General features: G+C 60.6%; 1 protein-coding gene. It reads right to left on the bottom strand.

Annotated features, from left to right (window positions below; all coding sequences use genetic code 11):
- The coding region (locus tag AC1D0P_RS27085) for an NAD(P)-dependent oxidoreductase (RefSeq protein WP_477679559.1) at positions 1–607 on the bottom strand (607 nt) is incomplete at both ends.

Raw genomic sequence — 607 nt, 5'->3', positions numbered from 1 at the left:
CGGGTGGTCCGTGTCCGCCGCAGCGTGCGGCAGGAGCTCCAGCTTTTCCGCATGCTGGGGAAGCAGCGAGAGATAGGGCTTCATCGGTCCGCTGACGCCGTCGGGGGTCTTGAAGACGTCGGCATCGATCGCCGCGTGACGGACCTTTCCGGATGCCAGGGCCTCGTCAAGAGCCGCGACGTCGACCAATTCCCCACGGTCATAGTTGAGGAGCACCGACCGGTCGTTCAACGCCGAAAACACCTCGCGGTTTACAAGCCCGGCATTCGAGAACGCGCCGGTTTCCGGGTTTTGCTTTCCGAGGCCAAGATGAACGGAAAGGACGTCAGCGCCCTTGGCGGCAGCCGCCGGGCTATCGGCATAGTCATATCCTTCCGCGAGGATATTGCCCCTATGGTTGGGCCTGGCGTAGATCACCACATCCATATGGAAGGCCTTGGCGATCCGTGCCAAAGCACGGCCGATATTGCCGTAACCGAGAATGGCGATTTTCTTGCCTTCGAGCTTCTCCGTTGGATATTCCGCCAGGTTCTTGCCGGTATCGAAGTCGTTGTTGACGACGCGATCGTGCAGTTCTCCGACCGGGAGATCGGGCATGACCTTGAGC

This window comes from Polaromonas sp. P1_G2 (genome assembly GCF_056405515.1).
Note: the sequence above shows the minus strand (reverse complement) of the source record. Positions and strands in the feature narration are given on the sequence as shown.